Raw genomic sequence first — 762 nt, 5'->3', positions numbered from 1 at the left:
CTTTCGGCTTTGCGAAGGGGACCCTGGATGCCGACGGAGAGGCTTGCGATGCGCCGTGTGCGCGATGTGATCAGAATGAAGGCGGCCGGGTTGCCGAGCCGCGAGATTGCGCGACGGGTGGGCGCGGCGCCCTCGACGGTGCGGCTGGCGCTCCGGCGGTTCGAGGCCGCGGGCTTGAGCTGGCCGTTGCCAGACGACGTCACCGACACGGTTCTGGAACTTCGCCTGTTCGCGAAGACCGGCAATGGCAACCGTCAGGGTCACCGCCGCATTGCCGAGCCCGACTGGGCGACCGTGCACCGCGAGCTCAAACGCAAGCACGTGACGCTGTCGATCCTGTGGGAGGAATATATCGCCGCGGAGCCTGGCGGATACCGGTACTCGCGCTTCTGTGAGCTCTACCGCGCCTGGGAAGGCCGTCTGTCGGTGACGATGCGCCAGGCCCATGCGGCCGGCGACAAGTTATTCGTCGACTATGCCGGCGATGGCGTGCCGGTGGTGGTCGACCGCCTGACCGGTGAGCGCAGAACGGCGCAGATCTTCGTCGCCGTGCTCGGCGCATCGAGCTTCACCTACGCGCAGGCGACGTGGACGCAGGGGCTCGCCGACTGGATCAGCGCCCATGTTGGCGCCTTCGCGGCGATCGGCGGCATACCGGCGCTGCTGGTGCCCGACAACACCAAGGTCGCGGTCATTAAGGCGAGCCTGTACGACCCGCAGATCAATCGTACCTACGCGGAGATGGCGGCGCATTACGGCACC

The 762-nt window shown here is 67.2% G+C and carries 1 protein-coding gene; it reads left to right on the top strand.

Features of this window, described 5'->3' with window-relative positions; translation table 11 throughout:
• Nucleotides 1-48 precede the first annotated feature (48 nt).
• Nucleotides 49-762: IS21 family transposase (gene istA / locus AC0L3K_RS40680; protein WP_473368214.1), on the top strand; the 714-nt coding region annotated here is incomplete at its 3' end.

The organism is Bradyrhizobium sp. MI1.10 (assembly GCF_055811035.1).
This window is presented reverse-complemented; position numbering and strand designations above follow the sequence as displayed.